Origin of the sequence: Streptomyces sp. NPDC051051, from assembly GCF_040682975.1 — a bacterium.
In the GTDB taxonomy this organism is placed as follows: Bacteria; Actinomycetota; Actinomycetes; order Streptomycetales; family Streptomycetaceae; genus Streptomyces.
In genome coordinates this window covers 100,239-122,236 of sequence record NZ_JBFBCB010000017.1, presented here as the reverse complement: position 1 = coordinate 122,236, position 21,998 = coordinate 100,239, and the positions used below count along the sequence as shown (strand labels likewise).

Here is a 21,998-nt window from a genome sequence, read left to right as displayed (position 1 = left end):
CACACGAAGAGGCCCGCGCCCCCGGTTCGATCCGGGGGCGCGGGCCTCTTCGTCCGTGCGGCGGCGACGCCTCAGCCCTTGGACGCCTTCTTCTCGTCGGCGTCCTGGATGACGGCCTCCGCCACCTGCTGCATCGACATCCGCCGGTCCATCGACGTCTTCTGGATCCAGCGGAACGCGGCCGGCTCGGTCAGCCCGTACTCCGTCTGCAGGATCGACTTCGCCCGGTCGACCAGCTTGCGGGTCTCCAGGCGCAGAGTGAGGTCCGCGACCTCGTTCTCCAGCTCGCGCAGCTCCGTGAACCGGGAGACGGCCATCTCGATCGCCGGGACGACGTCGCTCTTGCTGAACGGCTTCACCAGATACGCCATCGCACCGGCGTCCCGCGCCCGCTCGACGAGGTCGCGCTGCGAGAACGCGGTCAGCATCAGCACCGGCGCGATGCGCTCCTCGGCGATCTTCTCCGCGGCGGAGATGCCGTCCAGCTTCGGCATCTTCACGTCGAGGATGACCAGGTCGGGCTTGTGCTCACGGGCCAGCTCGACGGCCTGCTCGCCGTCACCGGCCTCGCCGACGACGGTGTAGCCCTCCTCCTCCAGCATCTCTTTGAGGTCGAGGCGGATCAGCGCCTCGTCCTCGGCGATGACGACACGGGTCGTCAGCGGAGGCACGTGCGACTTGTCGTCGTCGGGCGCGTCTACGGGCTGGGGCGACTCGGGGGCGGTCACGGGGGCTCCTTGTTACGGGCCGGGCAGGTGCTGCTCCCCTAGAGCCTACCTAGCTGCGGCTCGGCACGGTCACCCGGTACACTCCTCTCGGGTTGGCTAGCCGGGTTGGCGCAACTGGCTGACGCGGAGGTCTCAAACACCTCTGTCCGAAAGGACATGTGGGTTCGAATCCCATACCCGGCACCGATAAGCGGAAGATCACGTTCGCGTGATCTTCCGTTTTTTGCTGCGCACGGTGACGGTGGGACACGCACCGTATTCACATGAACTTCCACAGCGTCGAGGTTCGGCAGACGGCCGTCACACTGCTGCGCAACGGCACCCGGAACGCTGACGTGGCTCGTCAGCTCAACATCCCTCTGGGCACAATCGGGTAGTGGAAGCACCTGGACCGCGCGAAACGCGGCGAGTGTCCTGGCTCGCATGACCCAAGGTGCCCCCGGTGCGACGGTCGGGAGCTGGACGAGACGGCATACAGCTACCTCTTGGGGCTCTATCTCGGCGACGGCCACATCAGCCACTACTCAGAGCACCGCGTACCCAACCTCATGATCACCTGCGCCGAATCATGGCCCGGCCTCATGGATGAATGCGAGCAGGCCATGCGTGCGGTCTTCCCCGACAACTCCGTCTGCCGGGTTCGCAGGACGGGCTGCCGCAACGCGAAGGTCTACTCGAAGCACCTGCACTGCCTCTTCCCCCAGCACGGCCCGGGCAAGAAGCACGAGCGTCACATCACTCTCGCCCCCTGGCAGCAGGCCATCGTCGATGCGCACCCTTGGGAGTTCATCCGCGGCCTCATCCACTCCGACGGATGTCGCATCACCAACTGGACCGAGAAAACCGTCGGCGGCAAGATCAAGCGCTACGAATATCCTCGTTACTTCTTCGCCAACAAGTCGGACGACATCCGGAAACTCTTCGCTGACACCCTCGACAAGGTCGGCGTCGAGTGGACCACTCTCGCTCGCGGCAGCGATCCGTTCAACATCTCCGTCGCCCGCAAAGCCTCCGTCGCCCTGCTCGACACCCACGTGGGCCCCAAGTACTGACCGGACCCGGCCAGCCCCCACCTACGCGGGCCTGTCGTCCTCCCCGACGTGGTGGACGCGGACCAGGTTCGTCGAGCCGGACACCCCCGGCGGCGAACCCGCCGTGATCACCACCACGTCGCCCTTCTCGCAGCGGCCGTGGCGCAGCAGCAGCTCGTCCACCTGGTCGACCATCGCGTCCGTGGAGCCGACGGGCGGGACGAGGAAGGTTTCGACGCCCCACGTCAGGTTCAGCTGGGAGCGGGTGGCCGGTTCCGGGGTGAAGGCGAGGAGGGGGATCGGGGAGCGGTAGCGGGACAGGCGGCGGGCGGTGTCGCCGGACTGGGTGAAGGCGACGAGGAACTTCGCGTCCAGGAAGTCGCCGATCTCCGCGGCGGCCCTGGCGACGGCGCCGCCCTGGGTGCGGGGCTTGTTCCGTTCGGTGAGGGGCGGGAGGCCGGCCGCGAGGATGTCCTCCTCGGCGGCTTCGAGGATCTTCGCCATGGTGCGGACGGTCTGCACCGCATACTTGCCGACGCTGGTCTCGCCGGAGAGCATCACGGCGTCCGTGCCGTCGATCACGGCGTTGGCGACGTCGGAGGCCTCCGCGCGGGTGGGGCGGGAGTTCTCGATCATCGAGTCCAGCATCTGGGTGGCGACGATCACCGGCTTGGCGTTCCGCCGGGCCAGCTTGACGGCGCGCTTCTGGACGATCGGGACCTGCTCCAGGGGCATCTCGACGCCGAGGTCGCCGCGCGCCACCATGATCCCGTCGAAGGCGGCGACGATGTCGTCGACGTTCTCGACGGCCTGCGGCTTCTCGACCTTGGCGATGACGGGCAGCCGGCGGCCCTCCTCGTCCATGATGCGGTGGACGTCCAGGATGTCCCGGCCGCTGCGGACGAAGGAGAGGGCGATGACGTCGAGGCCGGTGCGCAGGGCCCAGCGCAGGTCTTCTTCGTCCTTCTTGGACAGGGCGGGGACGGAGACCGCGACTCCGGGCAGGTTGAGGCCCTTGTGGTCGGAGACGACGCCGCCCTCGACGACGCGGGTGTGGACGCGCGGGCCGTCGACCTCGGTGACCTCCAGGCACACCTTGCCGTCGTCCACGAGGATGCGCTCGCCGGCCGACACGTCCTCGGCGAGGCCGGCGTACGTGGTCCCGCAGATGTGGCGGTCGCCCGCCACGCCCTCCTCGACGGTGACGGTGAAGGCGTCGCCGCGTTCGAGGAGGACGGGGCCTTCCGTGAAGTGGCCGAGGCGGATCTTGGGGCCCTGGAGGTCGGCGAGGGCGCCGACGCTGCGGCCGGTCTCGTCGGAGGCCTTGCGGACGTGGCGGTAGCGCTCCTCGTGCTCGGCGTGGTCGCCGTGGCTGAGGTTGAAGCGGGCGACGTCCATCCCGGCTTCGACCAGGGATTTGATCCGGTCGTAGGAGTCGGTGGCGGGGCCCAGGGTGCAGACGATTTTCGCTCGGCGCATGAGTCGAGCCTAAGTCTTACCCGGCGGTAGCGAATTCGCTGGACATGGCCGCTCAACAACCTTTGCGTGAAGGGCTGTTGACGAGGGCCGCATTGTGCACCCGGCCGCTCCGACGAGCATCCGCACGGGCGCCCGGATTCCTCGAACGGATGAATTCACAGGTGCGGAGGGACCATGGTGAATTGCGCCCTCACCTCGGCCCGCACCCGCATCCGCTCCGGTTCGAGGTCGAGCGGCTCGGGCGCCGCGTCCTCCGGGGAGGCGGCCCTGCGGAGCGCCCGGCGCTCGAGGGTGCCCTGCGGACGTCCGCCCGTCGCTTCGCCGCCGAGGTCGGCCAGCTCGATCAGGGCGGCCACGGAGGTGCCCAGCGCCTCGGCGTACTCGGTCGCGCGCCGTACGGCGTCCCGCACCGCCTGCCGGCGGGCCTCGCGGTGGACCGGCGAGTCCGGGCGCAGTTCCCACCAGGGGCCGTCGACCCGGGTGAGGTCGAGGCCGGCGAGGCGGGTGGCGAGGTCGCCGAGGGCGGTGAAGTCGGTCAGCGCGGCGGTGACGTGGACGTGGCCGTGGTGGCCGCGGACGCGTTCGCCGCGGCCGTGCGGGGCGAGTTCGGGGGCGACGGACACGGCGCCGGTCGACACCTCGGCGACGGCGTCGCCGTAGGACCTGACCAGGTCCAGGACCTGGGCGTTGCGGCGGGTGAGGTCGTCGAGGGTGGTGCGGCGGTCCCGGCCGCGGGCGGTGACGGTGATGCCGAGGCGGGCGATCTCGGGGTCGGCTTCGAGGGTGGTCTCGCCGCGGACGAGGAGGAGGGGGGCGTCGGGGGTGCCGTGGGCGGCGGGCGTGGCCATACGCCCCACTCTGGCAGGCCTTACCTGGTTATGGGACGGCTCCCGGGTGGTTGCGGTCATCAGATCGAAACCTGCGGGGTCTGTTGTCGTTTGCCATGGCCGGGTCAGAATCTACGCGCGTTCGGCTGCGCGCGTCCCTCGTCCACGCGCATCTGTCTACGCGCGTCATTGGTCGTCGCCCGAGGAGCACAGCATGCCGTTGAACCGCCGGAAGTTCCTGAAGAAGTCCGCCGTGACCGGGGCGGGGGTGGCGATCGCGAGCACGGTCGGGGCACCGGCGGCGCAGGCGGCGGCGACCGGGAAGCCGGCCAGGCCCGCCAAGCGGTACGCGCTGACCGTGCTGGGCACGACGGACCTGCACGGGCACGTCTTCAACTGGGACTACTTCAAGGACGCGGAGTACTCGGACGCCAAGGGCAACGCGCAGGGCCTGGCGCGCATCTCGACCCTGGTGAACAAGATCCGCAAGGAGAGGGGCCGGGAGAACACGCTGCTCCTGGACGCGGGCGACACGATCCAGGGCACGCCGCTGACGTACTACTACGCCAAGGTGGACCCGATCACCGCCAAGGGCGGTCCGGTGCACCCGATGGCGCAGGCGATGAACGCGATCGGGTACGACGCGGTGGCACTCGGCAACCACGAGTTCAACTACGGCATCGAGACGCTCCGCAAGTTCGAGGAGCAGTGCGACTTCCCGCTGCTCGGGGCGAACGCGCTGGACGCGAAGACGCTGAAGCCGGCGTTCCCGCCCTACTTCATGAAGACGTTCCGCGTGAAGGGCGCGCCGCCGGTGAAGGTGGCGGTGCTGGGCCTGACCAACCCGGGCATCGCGATCTGGGACAAGGCGTACGTGCAGGGGAAGCTGACCTTCCCGGGTCTGGAGGAGCAGGCGGCGAAGTGGGTGCCGAAGCTGCGGTCGATGGGTGCGGACGTCGTCGTGGTGTCGGCGCACTCGGGTTCCTCGGGCACGTCGTCGTACGGTGACCAGTTGCCGTACGTGGAGAACTCGGCGGCGCTGGTGGCGCAGCGGGTGCCGGGGATCGACGCGATCCTGGTGGGGCACGCGCACGTGGAGATCCCGGAGCTGAAGGTCGTCAACGACGAGACCGGGAAGGCGGTCGTACTGTCGGAGCCGCTGGCCTACGCGGAGCGGCTGTCGCTGTTCGACATCGAGCTGGTCTTCGCCCGGGGCCGCTGGAGCGTGGAGTCGGTGGCGGCGTCGGTGCTGAACTCCAACACGGTCGCCGACGACCCGAGGATCACCAAGCTGCTGTCGGACGAGCACGCCAAGGTCGTCGAGTACGTCAACCAGGTCGTCGGCACGGCGACGGACACCCTGACCACGGTCGAGGCGCGCTACAAGGACGCCCCGATCATCGACCTGATCACCAAGGTCCAGGAGGACGTGGTGAAGGCGGCCCTGGCGGGCACGCCGTACGCGTCCCTGCCGGTGATCGCGCAGGCGTCGCCGTTCTCGCGGACCTCGGAGATCCCGGCCGGCGAGGTGACGATCCGGGACCTGTCGAGCCTGTACGTGTACGACAACACGCTGGTCGCGAAGCTGATGACGGGCGCCCAGGTGCGGGCGTACCTGGAGTACTCGGCGGAGTACTTCGTGCAGACGGCGGCGGACGCGGCCGTGGACGTGGCGAAGCTGACGAACGCCGGCGGCCGTCCGGACTACAACTACGACTACGTGTCGGGGCTGTCGTACGACATCGACGTCGCGCAGCCGGCCGGGTCGCGGATCAGGAACCTGACGTACGGCGGGGCGGCGCTGGACGATGCCCGGCAGTTCGTGCTGGCGGTGAACAACTACCGGGCCAACGGCGGCGGTGCGTTCCCGCACGTGGCGTCGGCGCAGGAGCTGTGGGCGGAGTCGACGGAGATCCGGACGCGGATCGCGGAGTGGGTGACGGCGAAGGGCGTGCTGGACCCGAGGGACTTCGCGTCGGTGGACTGGAAGCTGACGCGCGACGGTACGCCCGTCTTCTAGCCGGCGGGCGGCCGGCGGCCGGCGGCGCGTGAGGGACGGTGGGGGCCGGGCTCCCGCCGTCCCTTCGTCGTGGCCGGCGGGTCACCGGTCTTCGAGGAGGGGGGTGAGGGTGGACGGCTGCCGGACCGACGGGACGGTGGGCCGGGGGTCGAGGCCGAAGGTGGTGAAGGCGGTGCGGCGCGGGAGGGGGTAGGTCTCCTTGCCGGTGAGGGTGTTCAGGACGGTGGCGCTGCGCCAGGCGGCGAGGCCGAGGTCGGGGGCGCCGACGCCGTGGGTGTGGCGTTCGGCGTTCTGCGCGTAGACGTGGCAGCCGGAGCCGGTCACGGACGGGTCGAGGACGAGGCGGAAGTGCTCGTCGATGCGGGGGCGTCCGGCGCTGTCGCGGCGGAGGTGGGCGTCGAGTCCGGCGAGGACGGTGTCCAGGGGGCGTTCGCGGTGACCGGTGGCGAGGACGACGGCGTCGGTGGTGAGCCGGCTGCGGGTGCCCTGCCGGACGTGTTCGAGGTGCAGTTCGATCCGGGTGGTGGCGATGCGGCCGGCGGTGCGGACGCGGACGCCGGGGGTGAGGACGGCGTCGGGCCAGCCGCCGTGGAGGGTGCGGCGGTACAGCTCCTCGTGGATGGCGGCGAGGGTGTCGGCGTCGATGCCCTTGTGGAGTTGCCACTGGGCCTCGACGAGGCGGTCGCGGGCCGGTTCGGGCAGGGCGTGGAAGTAGCGGGTGTGGTCGGGGGTGAAGTGTTCGAGGCCGAGCTTGGAGTACTCCATGGGGGCGAAGGCCTCGGTGCGGCCGATCCAGTGCAGGCGTTCGCGGCCCGTGGGACGGTGGCGCAGGAGGTCGAGGAAGACCTCCGCGCCGGACTGTCCGGAGCCGACGACGGTGACGTGGCCGGCGGCGAGGAGTTCGGCCCGGTGGTCGAGGTAGTCGTCGGCGTGCAGGACGGGGACGCCGGGGGCGTCGGTGAGAGGGCGCAGGACGTCGGGGACGTGGGGCTCGGTGCCGATGCCGACGACAACGTTCCTGGTGTGGGTGCGGTCGGCGGCCTCGGCTTCGCCGTCGGGGCCGAGCCGGGTGAAGTCGACCTCGAACAGGTCGCGTTCGGGGTTCCAGCGGACGGCGTCGACCCGGTGGCCGAAGTGCAGTGCGGGGAGGCTGTCGGCGACCCAGCGGCAGTAGGCGTCGTACTCGGCGCGGTGGATGTGGAAGCGCTCGGCGAAGTAGAAGGGGAAGAGGCGCTCGCGGGTCTTCAGGTAGTTGAGGAAGGTCCAGGGGCTGGTGGGGTCGGCGAGGGTGACGAGGTCGGCGAGGAAGGGCACCTGGACGCGGGCGCCGTCGATGAGGAGACCGGGGTGCCAGGCGAAGGTGGGGCGCTGTTCGTAGAAGACGGCGTCGAGTTCGGCGAGGGGCCGGGCGAGGGCGGCGAGGGAGAGGTTGGCGGGGCCGATGCCGATGCCGACGAGGTCGCGGAGGCTGTCGGGGTCCGGGTGGGCGGGGGTGTTCATGCGGGGGTGTTTCCTTCCACCAGTTCCAGGAGGGCGGCCAGGTCGTCGGGCCGGGTGCGGGGGTTGAGGAGGGTGGTCTTGAGCCAGAGCCGGCCGTCGAGGCGGGCCCGGCCGAGGACGACGCGGCCCTCGGTGAGCAGCCGCCGCCGGGTCCGGGCCACGGTCTCGTCGTCGGCGGCGGCCGGGCGGAAGAGGACGGTGCTGAGGGTGGGGGTGTCGTACAGCTCGAGGGCGGGGTCGGCGGCGACCAGGGCGGCGAGGTCCTGGGCGCGGGCGCAGACCTCGTCGACGAGGGCGCCGAGGCCGGTGCGGCCGAGGGTCGCGAGGGTGACGGCGGTCTTGAGGATGTCGGGGCGGCGGGTGGTGCGCAGCGAGCGGCCGAGGAGGTCGGGGAGGCCGGCCTCGGTGTCGTCGTCGGCGTTGAGGTAGTCGGCGCGCTGGTTCAGGGCGGTGAGGTCGTCGGTGTCGCGGACGGCGAGGAGTCCGGCGGCGGCCGGCTGCCAGCCGAGTTTGTGCAGGTCGAGGGTGAGGGTGTCGGCGGCGTCGAGGCCGGTGAGCCGGGCGCGGTGGCGGTCGCTGAACAGCAGGCCGCCCCCGTAGGCGGCGTCGATGTGCAGGCGGGCGCCGTGCGCGGAGCAGCGGGCGGCGATGTCCGGGAGGGGGTCGATGAGCCCGGCGTCGGTGGTGCCGGCGGTGGCCGCGACGAGCAGCGGGCCGGGCAGGCGGGTGAGGGCCTCGTCGAGGGCGACGGGGTCGAGGGTGCCGGCCGGGGCGGGGACGACGACCGGCTCGGGCAGGCCGAGGAGCCAGGCGGCGCGGGGCAGCGAGTGGTGGGCGTTGGCGCCGCACACGAGGCGGAGGCCGGCGCCGAGCCGCTCGCGGGCCAGGAGCAGGGCGAGGTGGTTGGACTCGGTGCCGCCGGTGGTGACGAGGGCGTCGGCCAGGCCCGCCTCGGCCGCGAGCGCGCGGGTGACGAGCGCCTCCAGCTCCGAGGCGGCCGGGGCCTGGTCCCAGGAGTCCAGGGAGGGGTTGAGGACGGAGGCGGCGAGGTCGGCGGCGGCCGCGACGGCGAGGGGCGGGCAGTGCAGGTGCGCGGCGCACAGCGGGTGGGCGGGGTCGGCGGAGCCCTCGGCCAGGACGCGGACCAGGGTGTGCAGGGCGGCCGGGTCGCCCCGCTGCGGGAGGACCTCGCCGACCGCCGCGCGCACCCGGGCGGCGACCGCGACGGGGCCGCCCGCGGGCAGGGGCCCGCCGCGGGCGCGGGCGCCGGCGTCCAGCGCGTCGAGGACGGTGGCGAGCAACGGCCGCAGCGCGGCCGGTCCTTCGGGGCCTGAGGCGAGGGGCGGCGTGCGCATGGGCTCCTCCGGGGCGGGGAGTCCCAGTTTGTCGGTGGTTGCGACGACGTGCCCTGGCTGTACGGGTTTTTGGACCCGAAAGTGGGAGGCTCCGCGGGATACCGTGCGGGCGGGGGGCCGGGAGCCGCCGCCCCCGGCCCCCGCCCGCTCCGGTGCGAACGTGTCGTCCCGCAACCGCCCTGGCGGGGTTACGCCGTCGTGCCCTCCCTGACCCGCAGGGCGCGTCGCAGGTCGTCCAGCTGGTCCGCCAGCTTGCGGCGCAGGGACGGGGTCGGGTCCGCCTCGCGCAGGCAGGCCTCGCCCAGGGCCAGGTTCTCGGCGTCGACGGCGTGCGCGGGGAACGCCCAGCGGCCGACGGCGTCCGCGATGGCGGGGCCGCGGCGGGCCGCCACGGCGACCGCGTCGTCGTAGAAGCGCGGCACGTACTGCCGTACGAGGTCGGCCTGTTCGGGCTGCCAGAAGCCCTGGGCGGTGGCGGTGAAGAGGTAGTTGGACAGGTCGTCGCCGTCGAACATCGCGGCCCAGGCCGCGCGCTTGGCCTCCTCGTCGGGCAGGGCGGCGCGGCACCGGGCGGCGCCTTCGCGGCCGTTGGCGGACGGGTCGCGTTCCTGTTCGGCGGCGATGGCGGCCTCGTCGGCGGCGCCGAGGACGGCGAGCCGGGCGAGGACCCGCCAGCGCAGGTCGGGGTCGAGTTCGGGTCCGCCGGGGACCGTGCCCTCGGCGAGCCAGGCGGCGATGGTCTCCGGGTGGGCGGCGACGTCGATGAAGTGGCGTACGGCGATCAGGCGCAGGCCTGGGTGGTCGCCGTCCTCGGTGCGGCGGATGAGGTCGCGGCACAGCGAGGACAGGGTCGCCAGGGCCGCGGGGCGCTCCTCGGGGGTGAGGTGGCGGTCGGCGATCTGGGTGGACGCGAAGGCGAGGACACCCTGGGCGAGGGCCAGGTCGGTCTCGCGCGGGAGGTGGACGCGGGCGGTCTCCAGGTAGGCGCCGGGGGCGAGTTCGCCGTCGCGGACCGCGTCGCGCAGGGCGTTCCAGACGACGGCGCGGGTCAGCGGGTCGGGCAGCCGGGACAGGCTCGTGCCGACGGACTCGGCGGACGCGGCGTCGAAGCGGACCTTGGTGTAGGTGAGGTCGCCGTCGTTGAGCAGGAGCAGCGCGGGGGGCTTGCCGATGGGCTGCGGCGCGCTCTGCGGGATGTCGATGTCGACGCGTTCGCGCAGGGTGAGGCGGCCCTCGTCGTCGGAGAGGTCGTGGTCGTACAGGCCGACGGCGATGCGGTGCGGGCGGCTGCCGGTGTGCTCGACGGTGAGGGCGCAGGTGCCGGCCTCGGTGGTGACGGTCGGGGTGAGGGTGTCGACGCCGGTGGTGCGCAGCCAGGCGTCGGCCCAGGCGTGGACGTCGCGCTGAGTGGCGGAGGCGAGGGAGTCGATGAAGTCGGCGAGGGTCGCGTTGGCGAACTTGTGCCGCGCGAAGTGGGTGTTGATGCCGGCCAGGAAGTCCTTCTCGCCGAGCCAGGTCACCAGCTGGCGCAGGGCGGAGGCGCCCTTGGCGTAGGAGATGCCGTCGAAGTTGAGGAGTGCGGAGGCGGTGTCGGCGACGTCCTCGGGGGCGACGGGGTGGGTGGAGGGGCGCTGGTCGGCGTCGTAGCCCCAGGCCTTGCGGACGACGCCGAACTCGGTCCAGGTGTCGGTGAAGCGGGTGGCCTCGGCGGTGGTCTGGTAGCCCATGTACTCGGCGAAGGACTCGTTCAGCCAGATGTCGTCCCACCACTTGAGGGTGACGAGGTCGCCGAACCACATGTGGGCCATCTCGTGCGCGATGACCATGGCGCGGGTCTGGCGCTCGGTGTCGGTGACGGCGGAGCGGTAGACGAATTCGTCGCGGAAGGTGACGAGGCCGGGGTTCTCCATGGCGCCGGCGTTGAACTCGGGGACGAAGGCCTGGTCGTAGGAGTCGAAGGGGTAGGGCTCGGCGAACTTCTCGTGGTAGCGGTCGAAGCAGGCGCGGGTGACGTCGAGGATCTCGTCGGCGTCGGCGTCGAGGTGGGGCGCGAGGGAGCGGCGGCAGTGGATGCCGAAGGGCAGGTCGCGGTGTTCGGTGCGCACGGAGTGCCAGGGGCCGGCGGCGACGGCGACGAGGTAGGTGGAGATCGGCGGGGTGGTGGCGGCCCGCCAGCGGCCCTCGCCGAGGTGCTCGGTGACGCCGTTGGCGAGGACGGTCCAGCCCGCGGGGGCCTTGACCGACAGGTCGAAGACGGCCTTGAGGTCGGGCTGGTCGAAGGCGGCGAAGACGCGCTGGACGTCGTCCATGAACATCTGCGTGTAGACGTAGGTCTCGCCGTCGGCGGGGTCGGTGAAGCGGTGCATGCCCTCGCCGGTGCGGGAGTAGCGCATGCTCGCGGTGATCCGCAGTTCGTGTTCGCCGGCGGCGAGGTTCTTCAGGGGCAGCCGGTTGCCGTCCAGGGTCTGCGGGTCGAGGGTCTCGCCGTCGAGGACGGCGGAGCGCAGCTCGGCCGGCTTCAGCTCGACGAAGCTGTCGGCGCCCGTGCGCGCGGTGAACCGGATCACGGTGCGTGACTCGAAGGTCTCGTCGCCGGTGGTCAGGTCCAGTTCGATGGTGTAGCGGTGGACGTCGAGGTGCTGGGCACGGGTCTGCGCTTCGTCGCGCGTCAGTACGGACATGCAGGCCATGCTGCCCGATGCCGCAGGCCGGGCACAGGGGCGGATCGGTACGCGCCGTTTGTCCCCCGTCCGCGCGCGCCGGGAGGGCGGGATTCCGGTGCCGACGGCGCGGGGCCGGGCCCGCGTCCGCCGGGCGGCGCCTGCGGCGCCGGGCCTGGCCTACGTGGCCGTAGGGGTCCGCGGGCCCGTCGGACGGGCCTCGGTGTCGCGCTGGGGCGGCACCCGTGTGTCCGGGGCCTCCGGGGTCCCGGCGCCCAGGCCCTCCACCCGGGCCCGCAGCGCGCGCGTCTCCTCCTGGAGGGCGACGTAGCGCTGGTGGGCGTCGTAGAGGTAGCGGACCTTGGTGCGCAGGGCCAGCGGGTCGACCGGTTTCATGACCAGGTCGGCCACGCCGAGGCCGAAGGCGGTGGCGGTCAGTTCCTGGTCGGGGCCGAAGCCGGTGAGGAGGATGACGGGGATGTGCTGGGTCTGTTCGAGGCGCCGCAGGTAGCGGACCACGTCCAGGCCGCTGACGCCGGGCATCCGCACGTCGAGCACGAGGAGGCCGACCCGGCCCCGCAGCACCTGCTTGAGCGCCTCGTCGCCGCTGGTGGCGCGGGTTATCCGGTGGCCCAGCGGCGCCAGGACGTTCTCCAGCGCGTACAACGTGTCCTGGTGGTCGTCCACGATCAGGATCCTGGCATCCGGCGGCATGACCGACGTCCCTCCCGCGATGGGACCACCAGCTTATGCCCGAACCCTGACGCGCAGTGTCCGTCGGCTGACGCCCGGTGCCCGCCGGGGCGCGCGCGGTGCCGGCCGCGCCGGGTTCGGATCCGCCGCGCGCGGGGCCGTCCGTGGAGGTCAGGCGCCGTTGACGGCGTCCTCGGCGATGCGCTCGTGGTGGCGGATCACCTCGGCGATGATGAAGTTGAGAAGTTTCTCGGCGAACGCCGGGTCGAGCTTGGCGCTCTCGGCGAGGGTGCGCAGGCGGGCGATCTGGCGGGCCTCGCGGGCCGGGTCGGCGGCCGGCAGCTGGTGGCGGGCCTTGAGGTGGCCGACCTGCTGGGTGGCCTTGAAGCGCTCGGCGAGCATGTGGATGACGGCCGCGTCGATGTTGTCGATGCTGTCGCGCAGCCGGGCGAGTTCCTCGTGGACGGCGGGGTCGACGTCACCGGTTCCGGTGTTGCTGGTGGTCATGGGCGTTCACCCTAGTGCGTCGCGATCCGGGGCCGGCGGCCGCGGGATCACCGTCCGCCGGGGCCCCGGGCCCCGTCGTCACCTTCCCGCCGGGGTCGCTTCCGGCGGTTGCTCGTACAGTGGAAACGGGTGCACGGCGTCTTGGGGGTACGGGCGTGGCGAACGGCGGACCGGTCGAGCACGGTTATCCCCACCTGGACACGGTGCGGGACGCCGTCACCGCGCTGTACCGGCGGCTGTCGTACGACACCGTCCACCAGTTCCCCGTCAGCGTGGCCCCCGCGGACGTCGCGTTCTGCGACACCGACGACCTGCATCTCGGGGCGCAGCGGGTGGCGCGGGAGCTGGTGCGGCACTTCCGCCTGCCGGACGCCCGGGTGATCGTCGGCTTCCGGGAGATGCAGCACGCCGCCAACGTCGAACTGACGGCGGGGCCCGAGTACTTCATCGAGCTGAACGACCGGTTCCGCACCCACCGGCGGGACATCGGCGCGGCCCTGGCGCACGAGATCATGCACGTCTTCCTGCACCGCGTGGACCTGGCGTTCCCCGGCACGCGTGACAACGAGATCCTCACGGACACGGCCACCGCCTATCTGGGGGCGGGGTGGCTGCTGCTCGACGCCTACCGGGAGGACGCGGTCTCCTCGCAGAAGCTGGGGTACCTGACGCCGGAGGAGTTCGGGTACGTGCTGGCCAAGCGGGCGCTGGTCTTCGGCGAGGACCCGTCGACGTGGTTCACCAGTGCGCAGGCGTACACGGCGTACGTCGAGGGGCGGGAGCGGGCCCGTCTCGACGGACGGCAGCCGCCGTTGACGGCCGCGGGGTGGGCGGGGCGGCGGCGCTACGCGCGTGACCGACGGCACGCGCAGGACACCCCGGCGCCGGCCGCCTCGTCGACCGCTCCGTACGCCTTCGTGCCGGACGGGCGGGGGCCGCTGCGGGTGACGTTCCCGTGCCCCACCTGTCTGCAGCGGATCAGGGTGCCGGTGCGGGGGCGGGTGCGGGCGCGGTGCGGGTTGTGCCGGACGGTGCTGGAGTGCGACACCTGAGGCGTCCGCCCGGCCGTGGGCGTCCCGGACGCCGTGCGGCTCAGCGGCCGGGGCCCACGATCCCCCGCGCCCGCGCCGCCGTCAGCCACCGGGGGAACTCGCCGACCAGACGGTCGTACAGGTCCGCGTCCGAGACCCTGCGCGGATCGGCGCCCGCGTGGAAGAAGCCGGCGTTGTCGACGACCCGCTTTCCCGGCACGGGCAGCTCGTCGAGCCTGCGCAGGAAGTCGAACTGCTTGCTGTCCTCGTCCCCGAAGCCGATGAACTGCCAGAACAGCGGCAGCGTGGAGGCCTTGCACAGATAGCGCTCGGCGGCGAGCTTGTCGATCGGCCCGCCGTCGGTCTGGAAGACGACGAGGGCGGGCTCGCGCGAGCCGCTGTCGAGGTAGTGGTCGATGACGGCGTCCATCGCCAGGTGGTAGCTGGTCCTGCCCATGTGCCCGAGACCGGCCGCGATCCGCTCCACCCGCCCCCGGTGGTCGGCGAGCGCGATGTCGGTGACGGCGTCCACATCGGTGGAGAAGAACACCACCGGCACCCGCCCGTCGTCGTCGAGGTGCGCCGAGAGCCCCAGCACCCGGTCGGCGAGCGCCTGCACGCTGCCGTCCCGGTAGTACGGCTTCATCGACCCCGAGTAGTCCACGACCAGGTAGACGGCGGCCCGCTGCCCGTCCAGGCCGTGCTTCGCGAGGGACACCCCGGCGCTCTTGTACAGGCTGACCAGCGCGGGCGCCGTCTCCTGGACCTTGCTGAGACTGATCGCGACCATGGGCGACACCCTCCCACACCGGGACGTGCGGCGGCGCCTGCCCGGTCGTCCGGTCGGGGACAGTGGGGCAGACGCCGTCTCGGGGGGTGTCCGGGGGCAGTGCCCCCGGGCATCCCGCCCGTACGCCTTTGTACGGGACGCTTGGTGACGGACCGTCAGGCGGAGCGTGGGGCGATCCGCCGGGCGGTCCGTCAGGAACCGGACCGTCAGACCATCAGGGACCGGTCGGTCGGCCGGATCGGGGCCGGCAGTTCGCTGGCGCCGGTCAGGAAGCGGTCGACGCCGCGGGCGGCCGAGCGGCCCTCCGCGATCGCCCACACGATGAGGGACTGGCCGCGGCCGGCGTCACCGGCGACGTACACGCCCGGCACGTTGGTCCGGAAGTCGGCGTCGCGGGCGATGTTGCCGCGTTCGTCCAGCTCCAGGCCGAACTGCTCCACCAGGCCGTTCTCGCGGTCGGTGCCGGTGAAGCCCATGGCGAGGGTGACCAGCTGGGCGGGGATCTTGCGTTCCGTGCCCGGCTTCTGGGTCAGCCTGCCCTCGACGAACTCGACCTCGGTGAGGTGCAGCCACTGGACGTTGCCGTCCTCGTCGCCCTCGAAGTGGGTGGTGGAGACGGAGTAGACCCGCTCGCCGCCCTCCTCGTGCGCGCTGGTGACCTTGTAGAGCATCGGGAACGTCGGCCACGGCTGGGCGACCGGGTTCCGCTCCTCGTTCGGGCGGGGCATGATCTCCAGCTGCGTGACGGAGGCCGCGCCCTGGCGGTGGGCGGTGCCCACGCAGTCGGCGCCGGTGTCGCCACCGCCGATGACCACGACGTGCTTGCCCTCGGCCGAGATGGGGGGCGCCACGAAGTCGCCCTCCTGCACCTTGTTGGCCAGCGGCAGGTACTCCATGGCCTGGTAGACGCCCTTGAGTTCGCGGCCGGGGACCGGCAGATCACGGGCGGTCGTGGCGCCGGCGGCGATGACGACCGCGTCGTAGCGCTTCTTCAGGTCCGTGGCCTTGAGGTCGCGGCCGATCTCGATGCCCGTGCGGAAGCGGGTGCCCTCCGCGCGCATCTGCTCGATACGGCGGTTGATGTGCCGCTTCTCCATCTTGAACTCGGGGATGCCGTACCGCAGGAGGCCTCCGATGCGGTCCGCGCGCTCGTAGACGGCGACGGTGTGACCCGCCCGGGTCAGCTGCTGGGCGGCGGCCAGGCCAGCCGGGCCCGAGCCGATGACCGCGACCGTCTTGCCGGACAGCCGCTCGGGGATCTGCGGGGCGACGTCACCGGTCTCCCACGCCTTGTCGATGATCGAGACCTCGACGTTCTTGATGGTGACCGGCGGCTGGTTGATGCCGAGCACGCACGCCGACTCGCACGGGGCGGGGCACAGCCGGCCCGTGAACTCCGGGAAGTTGTTCGTGGCGTGCAGGCGCTCGGAGGCCGCCGACCAGTCCTCGCGGTAGGCGAAGTCGTTCCACTCGGGGATCAGGTTCCCCAGCGGACAGCCGTTGTGGCAGAACGGGATGCCGCAGTCCATGCACCGGCTGGCCTGCTTGCCGATGATCGGCAGCAGCGAGCCGGGGACGTAGACCTCGTTCCAGTCCCTGACGCGCTCCTCGACGGGGCGGGACTTGGCGACCTCGCGGCCGTGGTTGAGAAAGCCCTTGGGATCAGCCATTGGTCGCCGCCTCCATCATCTTCTCGGTGATCTCGGTCTCGGAGAGACCGGCTCGCTCGGCGGCGTCCTTGGCGGCGAGCACTGCCTTGTACGTGCTGGGGATGATCTTGCTGAAACGCTCCACGGAGACGTCCCAGTCGACGAGCAGCTTCTCGGCGACCGTCGAGCCGGTCTCCTCGGCGTGGCGGCGCACCACGTCGTGCAGCCACGCCTTGTCGGTGTCGTCGAGCGCCTCGACGGCGCCGAGGTTGCCGGCGTTGACGTTGTCGCGGTTCAGGTCGATCACGTAGGCGACGCCGCCGGACATGCCGGCCGCGAAGTTGCGGCCCGTCTCGCCGAGGACCACCGCGTGGCCGCCGGTCATGTACTCGCAGCCGTGGTCGCCCACGCCCTCGGAGACGACCGTCGCGCCGGAGTTGCGGACGCAGAACCGCTCGCCCGTCCGGCCGCGCAGGAACAGCTCGCCGCCGGTCGCGCCGTACGCGATGGTGTTGCCCGCGATGGTCGAGTACTCGGCCAGGTGGTCGGCGCCCCGGTCCGGGCGGACGACGATCCGGCCGCCGGAGAGGCCCTTGCCGACGTAGTCGTTGGCGTCGCCCTCCAGGCGCAGCGTGACACCGCGCGGGAGGAAGGCGCCGAAGGACTGGCCGGCCGAGCCGGTGAAGGTGATGTCGATGGTGTCGTCGGGCAGGCCCGCGCCACCGAACTTCTTCGTCACCTCGTGGCCGAGCATGGTGCCGACCGTGCGGTTGATGTTGCGGATCGCGACCTGGGCGCGCACCGGGTGGGCGTCGGCCTGGGAGTCCGCGGCCAGCGCGTCGGCGGCGAGCCTGATCAGCTCGTTGTCGAGCGCCTTCTCCAGACCGTGGTCCTGCTCGACGACCTGGTGGAGCGAGGCGCCCTCGGGCAGCGCCGGCACGTGGAACAGCGGCTCCAGGTTCAGGCCCTGGGCCTTCCAGTGGTCGACGGCGCGCTCGACGTCGAGGACCTCGGCGTGGCCGACGGCCTCCTCGATCGAGCGGAAGCCCAGCTCGGCCAGCAGCTCGCGGACCTCCTCGGCGATGAACTTGAAGAAGTTCACCACGTACTCGGCCTTGCCGTTGAACCGGTCGCGCAGCACCGGGTTCTGGGTGGCGATGCCGACCGGGCAGGTGTCCAGGTGGCAGACGCGCATCATGACGCAGCCGGAGACGACGAGCGGCGCGGTGGCGAAACCGAACTCCTCGGCGCCGAGCAGCGCGGCGATGACCACGTCGCGGCCGGTCTTGAGCTGGCCGTCGGTCTGCACGACGATGCGGTCGCGCAGGCCGTTGAGCAGCAGGGTCTGCTGGGTCTCGGCGAGGCCCAGCTCCCAGGGACCGCCCGCGTGCTTCAGGGAGGTCAGCGGGGACGCGCCCGTACCGCCGTCGTGGCCGGAGATGAGGACGACGTCCGCGTGGGCCTTGGAGACACCGGCGGCGACCGTGCCGACGCCGACCTCGGAGACCAGCTTCACGTGGATGCGGGCCTGCGGGTTGGCGTTCTTGAGGTCGTGGATCAGCTGGGCCAGGTCCTCGATGGAGTAGATGTCGTGGTGCGGCGGCGGGGAGATCAGGCCGACGCCCGGCGTCGAGTGACGCGTCTTGGCGACCCACGGGTAGACCTTGTGGCCGGGCAGCTGGCCGCCCTCGCCGGGCTTGGCGCCCTGGGCCATCTTGATCTGGATGTCGTCCGCGTTGACCAGGTACTCGGAGGTGACGCCGAAGCGGCCGGAGGCGACCTGCTTGATCGACGAACGCCGCGTCGGGTCGTACAGCCGGTCCGGGTCCTCGCCGCCCTCACCGGTGTTGGACTTGCCGCCCAGCTGGTTCATGGCGATGGCGAGGGTCTCGTGCGCCTCCTTGGAGATGGAGCCGTACGACATGGCGCCGGTGGAGAAGCGCTTGACGATCTCGCTGACCGGCTCGACCTCGTCGAGGGGGATCGGCTGCCGGCCGGAGCTGAAGCCGAACAGTCCGCGCAGCGTCATGAGGCGCTCGGACTGCTCGTTCACGCGGTCCGTGTACTTCTTGAAGATGTCGTAGCGGCCCGCGCGCGTGGAGTGCTGGAGGCGGAAGACCGTCTCCGGGTCGAACAGGTGCGGCTCGCCCTCGCGGCGCCACTGGTACTCGCCGCCTATGTCCAGCGCGCGGTGGGCCGGCGCGATGCCGCTGGCCGGGTAGGCCTTGGCGTGACGGGCGGCGACCTCCTTGGCGACGACGTCGATGCCGACGCCGCCGATCTTGGTGGCCGTGCCGTTGAAGTACTTCGCGACGAAGGCGTCGTCGAGACCGACGGCCTCGAACACCTGGGCGCCGCGGTAGGAGGCGACGGTCGAGATGCCCATCTTGGACATGACCTTCAGGACGCCCTTGCCGAGGGCGTAGATCAGATTGCGGATCGCCTGCTCGGGCTCCATGCCGTCCAGGAAGGTGCCGGCGCGCAGCAGGTCCTCGACGGACTCCATCGCCAGGTACGGGTTGACGGCGGCGGCGCCGAAGCCGATCAGCAGGGCGACGTGGTGCACCTCGCGGACGTCACCGGCCTCCACCAGCAGGCCCACCTGGGTGCGCTGCTTGGTGCGGATGAGGTGGTGGTGGACGGCCGCGGTGAGCAGCAGCGACGGAATCGGCGCGTGCTCGGCGTCGGAGTGTCGGTCGGACAGCACGATGAGGCGGGCGCCGTTGGCGATGGCCTCGTCGGCCTCGGCGCAGATCTCCTCGATCCGCGCGGCCAGGGCGTCCCCGCCGCCGTGCACCCGGTACAGGCCGGAGAGGGTCGCGGCCTTGAAGCCGGGCATGTCGCCGTCGGCGTTGATGTGGATGAGCTTGGCCAGCTCGTCGTTGTCGATCACCGGGAAGGGCAGCACGACGGAGCGGCAGGACGCGGCGTTCGGGTCGAGCAGGTTGCCCTGCGGGCCGAGCGAGGAGCGCAGGGAGGTGACCAGTTCCTCGCGGATCGCGTCCAGCGGCGGGTTGGTGACCTGCGCGAACAGCTGGGTGAAGTAGTCGAAGAGCAGGCGCGGGCGCGACGACAGCGCGGCGATCGGCGAGTCGGTGCCCATGGAGCCGATCGGCTCGGCGGCCGACTTGGCCATCGGCGCGAGCAGGATGCGCAGCTCCTCCTCGGTGTAGCCGAAGGTCTGCTGGCGGCGGGTGACCGAGGCGTGGGTGTGCACGATGTGCTCGCGCTCGGGCAGGTCGCTCAGCTCGATCTCGCCGGCGTCCAGCCACTCCGCGTAGGGGTTCTCGGCGGCGAGCTGGGCCTTGATCTCGTCGTCCTCGATGATGCGGTGCTCGGCGGTGTCGACGAGGAACATCCGGCCGGGCTGGAGGCGGCCCTTGCGGACGACCTTCGCCGGGTCGATGTCGAGGACGCCGACCTCGGAACCGAGGACGACGAGGCCGTCGTCGGTGACCCAGTAGCGGCCGGGGCGCAGACCGTTGCGGTCGAGGACCGCGCCGACCTGGACGCCGTCGGTGAAGGTGACGCAGGCGGGACCGTCCCAGGGCTCCATCAGGTTGGAGTGGAACTGGTAGAAGGCACGGCGGGCCGGGTCCATGGAGTCGTGGTTCTCCCACGCCTCCGGGATCATCATCAGCACGGAGTGCGGCAGCGAGCGGCCACCGAGGTGGAGCAGCTCGAGCACCTCGTCGAAGGACGCCGAGTCGGAGGCGTCCGGCGTACAGATGGGGAAGACGCGGTCGATGCGCTCCTGGTCGCCGAAGAGGTCGGAGACGAGCTGGGACTCGCGGGCCGCCATCCAGTTGCGGTTGCCCTTGACGGTGTTGATCTCACCGTTGTGCGCGACGAAGCGGTACGGGTGGGCGAGCGGCCACGACGGGAAGGTGTTCGTCGAGAAGCGCGAGTGGACGAGCGACACGGCCGAGGCGAAGCGGCGGTCGGACAGGTCCGGGAAGAAGGGTTCGAGCTGGCCGGTGGTCAGCATGCCCTTGTAGACGATGGTCCGCGCGGACAGCGAGGGGAAGTAGACGCCGGCCTCGCGCTCGGCGCGCTTGCGCAGCACGAAGGCGCGGCGGTCGAGGTCGATGCCCTTCGAGGTGCCGTCGGTGACGAAGACCTGCCGGAAGGCCGGCATCGTCGAGCGGGCGGTGGCGCCGAGGAGCTCGGGGGCGACCGGGACCTCGCGCCAGCCGAGGACGGTGAGGTCCTCTTCGGCGGCGATCGTCTCGATGCGCGAGACGGCGTCCTGGAGGCCGTCCTGCGGCAGGAAGGCGATGCCGACGGCGTAACCGCCGGCCTCGGGCAGCTCGAACCCGGTGACCTCACGCAGGAACGCGTCGGGGACCTGGGTGAGGATGCCCGCGCCGTCGCCGGAGTCGGGCTCGGAGCCGGTGGCGCCACGGTGCTCGAGGTTGCGCAGAACGGTCAGCGCCTGCTCGACCAGCGTGTGGCTCGCCTCGCCGGTGAGGTTGGCCACGAAGCCGACGCCACAGGCGTCGTGCTCGTTGCGGGGGTCGTACATACCCTGCGCAGCAGGGCGAGCATCCATGAAGGACCAGTTCTGGCCATTCGCGGAATGCTGGGACGGCTGGCGCGGCGTACGCATCGGCTCTCCCGTCGTCGTCTCAAGTGGCATGTCTGCTGGCGAAGGGACGACGTTGGCCCTCTGCGTAAGTGCAAAATTTCGTGCAGGTTACATGATGGAGCGGTTCTCGGGAACCGGATACTCCGTTCCAACATGCGGACGCCGTGGGGTGGCGGCGGGGTGCCGCACGAGCGGCTGAAAGTGTGTGGGGGGGCTTGACCGGACACCATCGGTCGGACCGGTGTCCGTCGGCCCTCGGGGGCGGAGGGGGCCTCGTAGCCCACTCCACGGGTGCACCGCGGGCGTCATTGCCCACAGCGCTTACGGCTCATGCCCGGTGGTCAAGCGCGCGAAACCAGCGAGTAACGGCTATTTATGCGGCCCATCGCATAAATAGCGGCCGTCCTATCCTACGGCCGTTCCGAAGAAACTGCCCAGGGCGTACGTCACACCGGCCGCCGCACCACCGAGGGCGAGCTGCCGCAGCCCGCTGTACCACCAGGTCCGCGCGGTCACCCTGGCCACCACCGCACCGCACAGGAACAGCCCGGACAGCGCGAGCAGGACGGCCGGCCAGAGCACGGTCGCGCCCAGCAGATAGGGCAGGACGGGCAGCAGGGCGCCCAGCGCGAAGGCGCCGAAGCTGGAGACGGCGGCGACCAGCGGCGAGGGCAGGTCGGAGGGGTCGATGCCCAGTTCCTCGCGGGCGTGTATCTCCAGCGCCTGCTCGGGGTCGCGCGACAACTGCGAGGCGACCTGCCGGGCGAGCTCCGGCTCGACGCCGCGGGACTCGTAGAGCGCGGCCAGCTCGGCCTCCTCGTCCTTGGGGTGCTTCCTCAGCTCGCGCCGCTCGACGTCGAGTTCGGCCTCGACGAGTTCGCGCTGCGAGGCCACGGAGGTGTACTCGCCGGCGGCCATCGAGAAGGCGCCGGCGGCGAGACCCGCGAGCCCGGTGAGCACGATGGTCTGCCGCTCGACCGCCCCGCCGGCGACACCGGTCATCAGGGCGAGGTTGGAGACGAGGCCGTCCATCGCACCGAAGACGGCCGGCCGCAGCCAGCCGCCGTTCACGTCCCGGTGGGTGTGGTTGTCCCGGTGCGCCTCGTGCAGCGCCGCCTCGTTCTCGATGAGAGCCATGCC

Annotated in this window: 15 protein-coding genes and 1 tRNA gene; 4 read left to right on the top strand and 12 right to left on the bottom strand. The window is 71.6% G+C overall.

Going from position 1 to position 21,998, the window contains the following annotated elements:
• Positions 1–71: 71 nt before the first annotated feature.
• On the bottom strand, positions 72–728 hold the full coding sequence (locus AB0N31_RS15650) for a response regulator (RefSeq protein ID WP_086771301.1): 657 nt from the start codon (positions 726–728) through the stop codon (positions 72–74).
• 99 nt (positions 729–827) lie between these two features.
• Between AB0N31_RS15650 and AB0N31_RS15645 the strand changes: the two genes are divergently transcribed.
• Positions 828–911, top strand: a tRNA-Leu gene (locus AB0N31_RS15645).
• A gap of 203 nt (positions 912–1,114) precedes the next feature.
• Complete coding sequence (locus AB0N31_RS15640) at positions 1,115–1,780, top strand: helix-turn-helix domain-containing protein (RefSeq protein WP_366058919.1); 666 nt, start codon at positions 1,115–1,117, stop codon at positions 1,778–1,780.
• Between the two features lie 21 nt (positions 1,781–1,801).
• On the opposite strand, the gene pyk is transcribed toward AB0N31_RS15640, so the two are convergent.
• Together pyk and AB0N31_RS15630 are read right to left on the bottom strand one after the other, a co-directional pair.
• A complete protein-coding gene (gene pyk / locus AB0N31_RS15635) occupies positions 1,802–3,238 on the bottom strand; it encodes a pyruvate kinase (protein WP_366058907.1) in 1,437 nt (478 codons plus the stop codon).
• A gap of 155 nt (positions 3,239–3,393) precedes the next feature.
• Complete coding sequence (locus AB0N31_RS15630) at positions 3,394–4,086, bottom strand: SIMPL domain-containing protein (RefSeq protein ID WP_366058906.1); 693 nt, start codon at positions 4,084–4,086, stop codon at positions 3,394–3,396.
• Positions 4,087–4,279: 193 nt separating this feature from the next.
• On the opposite strand from AB0N31_RS15630, the gene AB0N31_RS15625 reads away from it, so the two are divergent.
• Complete coding sequence (locus AB0N31_RS15625; protein WP_366058905.1) at positions 4,280–6,085, top strand: 5'-nucleotidase C-terminal domain-containing protein; 1,806 nt, start codon at positions 4,280–4,282, stop codon at positions 6,083–6,085.
• An 81-nt stretch (positions 6,086–6,166) separates the two neighbouring features.
• Here AB0N31_RS15625 and AB0N31_RS15620 read toward each other — a convergent pair whose 3' ends face one another.
• The 5 genes from AB0N31_RS15620 to AB0N31_RS15600 all read right to left on the bottom strand — a co-directional run bounded on the left by AB0N31_RS15620 (position 6,167) and on the right by AB0N31_RS15600 (position 12,800).
• The gene (locus AB0N31_RS15620; protein WP_366058904.1) at positions 6,167–7,585 is read right to left on the bottom strand and encodes a SidA/IucD/PvdA family monooxygenase; all 1,419 of its coding nucleotides are present in this window, start codon (positions 7,583–7,585) and stop codon (positions 6,167–6,169) included.
• Entirely contained in the window at positions 7,582–8,940 is a 1,359-nt protein-coding gene (locus tag AB0N31_RS15615; RefSeq protein ID WP_366058903.1) for an aminotransferase class V-fold PLP-dependent enzyme, read from the bottom strand. Before AB0N31_RS15615 ends, AB0N31_RS15620 begins: the two co-directional genes overlap by 4 nt.
• A gap of 188 nt (positions 8,941–9,128) precedes the next feature.
• Complete coding sequence (pepN, locus tag AB0N31_RS15610) at positions 9,129–11,621, bottom strand: aminopeptidase N (protein WP_366058902.1); 2,493 nt, start codon at positions 11,619–11,621, stop codon at positions 9,129–9,131.
• Positions 11,622–11,780: 159 nt separating this feature from the next.
• Positions 11,781–12,314: a response regulator gene (locus tag AB0N31_RS15605; protein WP_366058901.1), complete on the bottom strand. Its 534-nt coding sequence runs from the start codon at positions 12,312–12,314 to the stop codon at positions 11,781–11,783.
• A gap of 150 nt (positions 12,315–12,464) precedes the next feature.
• Positions 12,465–12,800, bottom strand: a complete 336-nt coding sequence (locus AB0N31_RS15600) for a chorismate mutase (protein WP_366058900.1) — start codon at positions 12,798–12,800, stop codon at positions 12,465–12,467.
• Positions 12,801–12,955: 155 nt separating this feature from the next.
• On the opposite strand from AB0N31_RS15600, the gene AB0N31_RS15595 reads away from it, so the two are divergent.
• Positions 12,956–13,852 carry a hypothetical protein gene (locus AB0N31_RS15595; RefSeq protein WP_366058899.1) on the top strand — a complete coding sequence of 299 codons (897 nt, stop codon included), beginning with the start codon at positions 12,956–12,958 and terminating at the stop codon, positions 13,850–13,852.
• Between the two features lie 40 nt (positions 13,853–13,892).
• Here the strand turns inward: AB0N31_RS15595 and AB0N31_RS15590 are convergent, their stop codons facing one another.
• From AB0N31_RS15590 to AB0N31_RS15575, 4 genes are all read right to left on the bottom strand, one after another.
• Positions 13,893–14,621: a VWA domain-containing protein gene (locus AB0N31_RS15590; RefSeq protein WP_366058898.1), complete on the bottom strand. Its 729-nt coding sequence runs from the start codon at positions 14,619–14,621 to the stop codon at positions 13,893–13,895.
• 206 nt (positions 14,622–14,827) lie between these two features.
• Positions 14,828–16,291, bottom strand: coding sequence for a glutamate synthase subunit beta (locus AB0N31_RS15585; protein ID WP_366058897.1), 1,464 nt, complete (start codon positions 16,289–16,291; stop codon positions 14,828–14,830).
• The gene (gene gltB / locus AB0N31_RS15580) at positions 16,284–20,879 is read right to left on the bottom strand and encodes a glutamate synthase large subunit (RefSeq protein ID WP_366058896.1); all 4,596 of its coding nucleotides are present in this window, start codon (positions 20,877–20,879) and stop codon (positions 16,284–16,286) included. Before gltB ends, AB0N31_RS15585 begins: the two co-directional genes overlap by 8 nt.
• Positions 20,880–21,263: 384 nt before the next feature.
• Positions 21,264–21,995, bottom strand: coding sequence for a VIT1/CCC1 transporter family protein (locus AB0N31_RS15575; RefSeq protein ID WP_366058895.1), 732 nt, complete (start codon positions 21,993–21,995; stop codon positions 21,264–21,266).
• Between the last annotated feature and the right edge of the window lie 3 nt (positions 21,996–21,998).

Bases quoted from the DNA above. Each gene is read 5' to 3' on its own strand.
- pyk (WP_366058907.1), bottom strand. From the start codon at position 3,238: ATGCGCCGAGCGAAAATCGTCTGCACCCTGGGCCCCGCCACCGACTCC.
- AB0N31_RS15630 (WP_366058906.1), bottom strand. From the start codon at position 4,086: ATGGCCACGCCCGCCGCCCACGGCACCCCCGACGCCCCCCTCCTCCTC.
- AB0N31_RS15625 (WP_366058905.1), top strand. From the start codon at position 4,280: ATGCCGTTGAACCGCCGGAAGTTCCTGAAGAAGTCCGCCGTGACCGGG.
- AB0N31_RS15620 (WP_366058904.1), bottom strand. From the start codon at position 7,585: ATGAACACCCCCGCCCACCCGGACCCCGACAGCCTCCGCGACCTCGTC.
- AB0N31_RS15615 (WP_366058903.1), bottom strand. From the start codon at position 8,940: ATGCGCACGCCGCCCCTCGCCTCAGGCCCCGAAGGACCGGCCGCGCTG.
- pepN (WP_366058902.1), bottom strand. From the start codon at position 11,621: ATGTCCGTACTGACGCGCGACGAAGCGCAGACCCGTGCCCAGCACCTC.
- AB0N31_RS15605 (WP_366058901.1), bottom strand. From the start codon at position 12,314: ATGCCGCCGGATGCCAGGATCCTGATCGTGGACGACCACCAGGACACG.
- AB0N31_RS15600 (WP_366058900.1), bottom strand. From the start codon at position 12,800: ATGACCACCAGCAACACCGGAACCGGTGACGTCGACCCCGCCGTCCAC.
- AB0N31_RS15590 (WP_366058898.1), bottom strand. From the start codon at position 14,621: ATGGTCGCGATCAGTCTCAGCAAGGTCCAGGAGACGGCGCCCGCGCTG.
- AB0N31_RS15585 (WP_366058897.1), bottom strand. From the start codon at position 16,291: ATGGCTGATCCCAAGGGCTTTCTCAACCACGGCCGCGAGGTCGCCAAG.
- gltB (WP_366058896.1), bottom strand. From the start codon at position 20,879: ATGCGTACGCCGCGCCAGCCGTCCCAGCATTCCGCGAATGGCCAGAAC.
- AB0N31_RS15575 (WP_366058895.1), bottom strand. From the start codon at position 21,995: ATGGCTCTCATCGAGAACGAGGCGGCGCTGCACGAGGCGCACCGGGAC.